This is a genomic window from Subdoligranulum sp. APC924/74 (assembly GCF_003324125.1).
In the GTDB taxonomy this organism is placed as follows: domain Bacteria; phylum Bacillota; class Clostridia; order Oscillospirales; family Ruminococcaceae; genus Gemmiger; species Gemmiger qucibialis.
Map to the genome: position 1 here is coordinate 1 of NZ_PSQF01000115.1, position 7,388 is coordinate 7,388.

3 protein-coding genes are annotated in these 7,388 nt (G+C 56.9%); 2 read left to right on the top strand and 1 reads right to left on the bottom strand.

Annotation, left to right across the window (positions count from 1 at the left end):
• Nucleotides 1-544: 544 nt before the first annotated feature.
• Complete coding sequence (locus C4885_RS14620) at nt 545-3,652, bottom strand: glycoside hydrolase family 38 C-terminal domain-containing protein (RefSeq protein ID WP_114001038.1); 3,108 nt, start codon at nt 3,650-3,652, stop codon at nt 545-547.
• A gap of 228 nt (nt 3,653-3,880) precedes the next feature.
• On the opposite strand from C4885_RS14620, the gene C4885_RS14625 reads away from it, so the two are divergent.
• Both C4885_RS14625 and C4885_RS14630 read left to right on the top strand, forming a co-directional pair.
• Complete coding sequence (locus tag C4885_RS14625; protein WP_158538919.1) at nt 3,881-5,701, top strand: sensor histidine kinase; 1,821 nt, start codon at nt 3,881-3,883, stop codon at nt 5,699-5,701.
• On the top strand, nt 5,676-7,307 hold the full coding sequence (locus C4885_RS14630) for a helix-turn-helix domain-containing protein (protein WP_114001040.1): 1,632 nt from the start codon (nt 5,676-5,678) through the stop codon (nt 7,305-7,307). Before C4885_RS14625 ends, C4885_RS14630 begins: the two co-directional genes overlap by 26 nt.
• Nucleotides 7,308-7,388 lie beyond the last annotated feature (81 nt).

The following is a 7,388-nucleotide window of genomic DNA, read 5'->3' on the forward strand; positions in this document are numbered from 1 at the left end:
GCGAGGGGCTTTTGCCCCCGAAGCACGATGCGGGTACCGCAACCCGACATTATCGAGCATTTTGGCAACGCAGATGCTGTGCCGCAGCCGCCGAAGCGGTGCTTAAGCCGTAAGGCGGGAATTGTGCAGTGTTGCCCTATAAGGAATGGTCCATTTTCAGCTCTTATAGCAATTTTCAAAATTAAAGCGCATATCCGCAGAAGCGGAACCAGCCGGAACAATCAGAGACAGTAACAGCGTGGAAAGCATTCTGAATCGCATTTGGAAGAGCATCCAGCATCCTCGCCTTGAATTTACGAAGGAAAGCCTTCACCTTCGACCAAAGTTTTTCAAAAGGTCACTTGCCTTGAATCCAGATATAAGGCCGTTCCAGTCTTTTCTCTTCTGCGCCACATCGGGGACGCTCCTGTTCACTAGCATGAAGAGACTTTTTCTTGCGGCGGTATCCTGCTTTCTGAAGAAAGCGCCAGACAGTATCAATACTGACAGGCAAATCCAACGTTTCAATGATTTCCAGACTCCTCCCTCCTAACTCCTACTTTTATCAATATTCGATTTTCACCGTTCTTACCTCAAACGGTTTGAACGGGGCAAGGTTGGTGAGGTCAACGGAGAATTGGGCGTTTTCTGCCATATCGCACTGGTGGGCGGCGGTCACGGCAAAGCCGGGGTGCAGGGCAACGGGGGCAGTGTGGGAACCTTCGCATTCATACAGGCGCACGATCATGGCGTTCTGGGCGTCCTCGCAGGGCTTTACGGTTTCTACCACTACATTGCGGCAGCTGGTGGTCAGCAGGGCAGGGGAGGGCGCATCGGCAGCCAGTACGGTGGGTAGACGGTCGAACCGCATGCCGCGGCGGGGCACCTTGGCGCTGAAGCCTTCCGCATGGGGCTGGATGGCGTACCGGAACGTGTAGGTGCCTACATCGCCGCGCTCATCGGGCCGGGTACCGCCCTTGGCCAGCGTCAGGGCCATGGTTCCGCCCTGAACGCTGATGCCATACTTGCAGTCATTGAAGATGCTCAGCCCGCGGCCCGGCTCCGAAAGGTCGGTATAGCGGTGGTTGCAGCGCTCGAACATGGCCTGCTCGCGGGTATCGTTGGCAGTGGTGGGGCGCTCAATGTAGCCAAACTGGATCTCGTGTCGGGCTGTTTTGGCGCGCAGATTGGTGGGGAATGCCGCTTTCAGCACACGGTGCTTTTCGTTCCAGTGCAGTACGGTCTGCCATTCTACCAGCGTGCTTTCGGCGCGGAAAATCATGTCCTGCTCAAGGATTGTTGCGGTGCCCAGTTCATACCGGCTGTGCAGGCGGAACTCCTGCGGGCCATCGGCGGTCACGGTCTGCTTGGTAAGGCGGGCGGCGGGCTGCAATTTCATCATGCAGTCGGCGTCAATATCCCAGCCATCCCAGCCAGCGGAAACATCCTCTGCCATCAGCAGGGTATTCATTGGGCCGTCCGCCCACTGCATGCCGTCTGCACGGGTAACAAGGGAGGTAATGCGCCCCAGCTCGTCCAACTGTACTTGCAGCAGCGGGGTGGTCAGCGTTTTGCCGTCATACACAAAGCGGCTGGTTTGGGCGGGCTGTTCACCGGGAACAAAATGCAGCACGGCAGCGCCCAGCGCGGGGCGTTCCAGCCCATACACAGCGGTGGCGGCGGTGCCATCGGCAAGAACCACATTTTGCAGCGTCACGCCGGGCTCCTGGGCTATAAAGCCGGAGGCAATCTGCGGCAGGTAGAACACATCGCGGCAGGGTTCATCCAGCGGGTTCAGCACGGTATAACAGTTCTGCGCGGGGGCAAACCAGCTGCGCAGCAGTTCGCTGCCGGTGTGCAGCATCTCGGCCATATCATGCAGGCTGCGGTCATTAGCGGCGGCAATGCAGCTGCCGGGCAGGATATCGTGGAATTGGTTTACCAGCAGGGTGTTCCACAAGGGACGCAGGGCCGAGCCATCCACAGGGGTGCGGGCGGTTACGGCGCTGCGGGTCAGGCAGAGTTCCAACATGCGCAGCAGGTTTTCCGCCATGCGGTTGTTCTTTTTGATCTGCTGCTTGGCCGTCAGGGTGCCGCGGTGCAGCTCCAGATACAGCTCACCGTCATACACAGGCAGGGTAGGGGCGGCAGCTTCGAGCTTTTGCACAAAGGCATCGGCGGAGGTATATTCAACCTTGGGGCAGCCCTCAAGATCCTGCAGCCGTCGGGCGGCTTCGATCATCTCAAACTGCGGTCCGCCGCCGCCATCGCCATAGCCAAAGGCCACCAGCCGCTCCGGGAACGCCTGCTTGCGGGCAATGTGGTCCTTGTAGCCAATGCCCTCAATGCGTTCCAGCAGCCCAGCCGGGTCGGGCCAGGTATCGATCACAAAAAAGTGTGCTACCACGCTGGAACCGTCGATGCCTTTCCAGACAAAGGTTTCATAGGGGAAGCGGTTGGTATCGTTCCAAGCGAGCTTGGTGGTCAAAAATCCGGTCACGCCAAAACCCTGCATAATCTGTGGCAGGGCGGCGCTGTAGCCAAAGGTATCCGGCAGCCAGAATACCCGCTGCTCCTTGCCGAACTTATCCCGGATGTACCGGGTGCCCCACAAAAACTGGCGGACAAGGCTTTCGCCGGAGGGAATGTTGCAGTCGCATTCCACCCAGACCGCGCCGTTCAGCTCAAACCGGCCATCGGCTACCCGCTTTTGCAGCTGGCGGAATACCTGCGGGTAGTGCTGTTCCATCAGCCAGGTGTGGTAGGCAGCGCTCTGGATGAACCGATACTCGGGGTACTGGTCCAGCAGGTTAAACTGGTTGGCTGCGGTGCGGGCAATCTTTTTGATCGTTTCGTCCATCGGCCAAAGCCAGGCGGTATCAATATGGCTGTGGCCCACAAGGTCCGCAGTGGGGGCACTGCCACCGTTTTTTTGGGCCAGGGCGGGGGCCATCACGCGGCGTGCTGCGGCCAGGCTGGTGTGCCAGGTCTCGGCATCAGTGGCCGTTGGGTCATAGTACAGCACCTGATGCACCTGCGTTAATACGTTCAAAATCTCTGCGCGGCGGAAAGAAGTTTCCGGCAGTTTCTCCACCAGCTGCAGCAGGACCCGCAGGTCAAGAATAAAGTCCAGCACATCCTGGTTTTTGGTGCAGACCGAGATTTTGTCCGCAGTAAACCGAAAATCCCGGTGGGGGCGTTCCTCAAACGGCTGCTCGCCAATGACATAATGCCCGGCATAAAATTCAATGGCTAGCTGCACCGGGGTGCCCGGAACGGCAGCGCGGGTAAAGCAGTCGCAATAATGGTTGCCATGGCGGGTCACGACAATTTTGGTGGCAAAGGTACCATAGGGTTCGCCGTTCACCCACAACATGGCCTCATACCCGCCAAGCTCCGGGTACAGGTAAAGCGGCTGCCCGGCCAGCTCATTCGGTGGGGTATACTGGGTCAAAAACCAGCAGTAACGGCCCTCACCACCCCAGGTTTTGCCGGTGGGGCGGGTTTCGGGCACAGCGGCCAGGGTGGCATCCGGCACAGTCTCCAGCCGGTCGGCAGTTTCGTACATTGTATAGGGCAGCTGGGCGATTTTGGTGAATACATAGGGTTCAAACACTTCCAGCGCACGCTTTAGTTTGCCGATCAGTTTGCGGTTCTGGGCATCGTTCAGCATGGGGCGCCTCCTTCTCTCTTTTCCTGGGTTTCCGTTTGGCTTGTTTTTTACCGGGGCAGCGGGCGGCCCGGCGTTGTTTCATGCTTCCATCATACGGGTTTTGGGGCTTTCTGCAAGGCATTATAAAGAATTGATGATGCGATATCAACAATTCGTTATGTTGCAAAGTGGGTAAAATCGTCTATAATGGTAAAAACGCACGAATTTTGTTCAAAGGAGGCCCGCCCCATGCCGCAGGACCGCACCCCGCAGCTTTCCTTCAATTTGTCCCGCAGGCTTATCAGCATCTTTCTAGTTTCGGTGCTGGCGGTTTACACTGCCGGCATTACCGTTACCCTGCGCCTGCGCCGCAGCGCTATGCAGGACTGGCAAGCCGCCTACACTGCCCAGGCTGCGGATTTTACCGATCAGCTGAACACTGAGCTGCTGCGCATCCGCACCCAGATGAAATATACCCTGACCCGTTCTGTCACCCTGCGGCTGACCCTTACTCCGCGGCAGGCCAGCTTTCCCGCGCTGTATGATTCCATCCTGCGTATGACAGAGCAGGTATACACCATGCAGAATACCAGTAGTCTGATCCAATCTACCACAGCGTATTTTCCCTCGCTGAATAAAACCATTCATTCTTCCGGCACGTACAACGACCCCACCGCCCTGGAGCAGCAGCTGATTGAAGCATATTACGCTGCGCCCGGCCACAGTGCTGTGTTGACGGTGGGCGGGCGGCTGTATCTGGTATCGGACGCCACAAGTTTCAACAATAAAACATCCACCGCATTGGTGTGGGCGGAACTTTCCACCGCCGCACTGACCCGCCTGTGCAGCCAATATGCGGAAAACGGCCAGACCACGGCCATCTATTGTACGGACGGCAGCAACATCTTTACGGTGCGCAGCCCCGGCAGCGCATCAGCCCCCGCCGCCCTGGTGGTGAATATCCAGGATGCCGTGTTGAATGAATTCACCGGTAGCACGGAAACCAAAGTGGATGCTGCTGAATATCTGCGCATCGTGCAGCCTGTTGGTTCGTGGAGCTTGTGGACTGCCAGTTACGCTGGAACCGATGCACTGCGGGAAGTAACAGCCTCCTTTGCAGTGTGGATCGGCGTGCAGACGATAATTATGCTGCTGGCGGTAGGAATCTTTCTGTTTTTGGTCTGGCGGCTCATCACAAAGCCGTTCCGCCAAATCGCCAAACAGCTGCAAACAATGGAGCAGACCGGGATGCTACTGCCGGACCCCAAGGGCGGGCCTGCCATCAGCAATGATATGGACTTTTTGCATTACGCTTTTGCCCAGCTGGGCAGCCAGCTGCAGGCCACGCTGGAACAGGCATATCATAATAAAGAGCTCGCTTATCAGTCCGAGATCAAATACTTACAGGCGCAGATCAATCCGCACTTTTTGTACAACAGCTTTTACCATTTGTACCGAATGGCCAAAATGGAGGACACCGACGGCATTGCCGAGATGAGCCTGAAATTAAGCTCTTACTACCGTTATATTACCCGCAGCGCCCAGCCGGTTGTTACCCTGGCGATGGAGTACCAGAACATTGTGGATTATACCGAGATACAGACCATCCGCTTTGGTGACCGCATCACGGTGCAGCTGCAGCCCCTGCCGGAACCTTACCGCGAACTCGCCGTGCCGCGCTTTATTTTACAGCCCCTGTTCGAGAACGCATATAACCACGGCGTGGAAAAAATGGAGAACGGTCTGATCCAGCTGCGGTTTAAGATGAAACCTGAATTTTTGAATATTTATGTTGAAAATAACGGCAGCTGCCCAGATGCCGAGCTGGAAAAACTGACCCAGTACTTGAACAGCACTGACCGCAAGGCCGAGTGCACCGCCCTGAAAAACGTAAAGCTGCGTATGCAGATGCAGGGTGGCGACTTGCAGGTGAGCCATGGCACGCTGGGCGGCTTTGGGGTCAGCCTGCGACTGCCGTTGCATCCCGCTCACTCGCTGAACACCGAACAGCAAAACGGGCAGCCACAAAAGGAGGAAACCAGCCATGCAGACACTGTTGCTTGTGGATGATGAACCAAATATTGTAGAGGGCCTTGCCAGCCAGTTTGAGGGCCGGTACGGCGGTGATGTGATCGTGCTGAAAAGCTTTTCCGGCCTGCACGCGTTATCCATTCTGCAAAACAACAAGGTGGATGTGGTGTTGTCTGACATCCGCATGCCGGATATGGACGGCCTGACTTTGCAGCGAGAAACGGAAGCGCTGTGGCCGCACATCCATTTCGTGTTTTTGAGTGGCTTTGATGATTTCCAGTTTATCCATCAGGCGTCCAAATCGCCGCTGTACCATGGGTATTTGCTCAAAATGGAAGGCGACGAGGTGGTACTGAACAAGATCGATCAGGAGATCGCCCAGTGCGCAGCCGAAGCACGCGCCGAGCTGGAGCAGGGCGAAATGCAGCGCCGTTATGCCCGCATGCAGGGCTTTTTGCAGCGCGCTGCGCTGGAAGGTTTTGTGCGTGGCGGCGGCAGCTGGCAGCAGATCCAGCATAGCCTGCCCAATCTGGAGATGACGCTGGACCCCACCCGCCCCGTGGCCATGGTTCTGGGCAAAGATACCGCAGCCGAGGCAACGGAGCATCTGCAAAGCCTGATGCTGGCGGATAACATCCTGGCCGCGCAGTTCCCGCAGCTGGTGTTTGAATCCCTGATGCCGGAAAGCGGAACCTTTGTGTGGTTGCTGCAGGGTGCTGCGCCGGAAAACCCGCCTGCAACCAATTATCTGTATGCTGTGTTTGAAGCGTTGCAGCAGCAGTTGAGCGATACCGCCAACTGCCCGGTCAGTGTGGTGGTTGGCAACGCCGGACCGTTTGAGAATCTGGCCGAGCAGTACAGCCTGCTGAACCGCATCTACCGCATGGTGGACCAGAGCGCCGGCCGCCTGCTGATCGTGGACGAAAATACTTACGCGGATCTGCTGCTGGGCACCGGCAGCGCTTCCATCCAGAACCAATTCCAGTTTTCGGCACTGTTGCAGCAGTTGGACCAGCTGATGCGCACAGGCACTGCGGATACTGTATGCACCATGATGCAGACAACATTTTTTGATGCTGCCGAACCGCCCCAACTGGACAGCGAACAGCAGCTGCTGCTCTTCACCCTGCTGCTGAACGTGCGGCGGGAAATTTTTGCCGAACAGCTGGGAGAAGAGCCCGCCCGCGATACGGCCTGCTTTGACCTGTTTAACGCCTACCTGCGCAGCGGTGCCGCTACCCAGCTGGAAATGCTGCACCGCTTTACCGACCTGTGCGCCGAAACCTGCCGCCAGCGCGAGGAAAACGAAACCCACAGCACCCAGGCCATCATCAAGCGGATCAACCGTTATATTGAGGACAACGTGGAAAACTATGACCTTTCCCTGACTGCCCTTGCCCGCATGACCGGCTTCAACCCGTCGTATCTGTCCCGCTTTTACCGCATCAATACCGGCAAAAAGCTTTCCGACCAGATCGACGAGGCCAAATTGCAGCACGCGAAGAAATTGATCGCCCAGGGGGAACTGGTCAAAAATGTGGCCGAACGTACCGGTTTTGCCTCGCCGTCGGCGTTCATCCTGTTCTTCAAACGCAACACTGGGGTAACGCCGAGGCAGTATTTTGAGAGCGAAAATAAAAGTTAGGGCAATACCGCATAATTCTAAGTGCCGATACGGCGAGCGAGGTGCGGCAGCTGCTAGGCCAAAAGCGCAGATAATACTGGA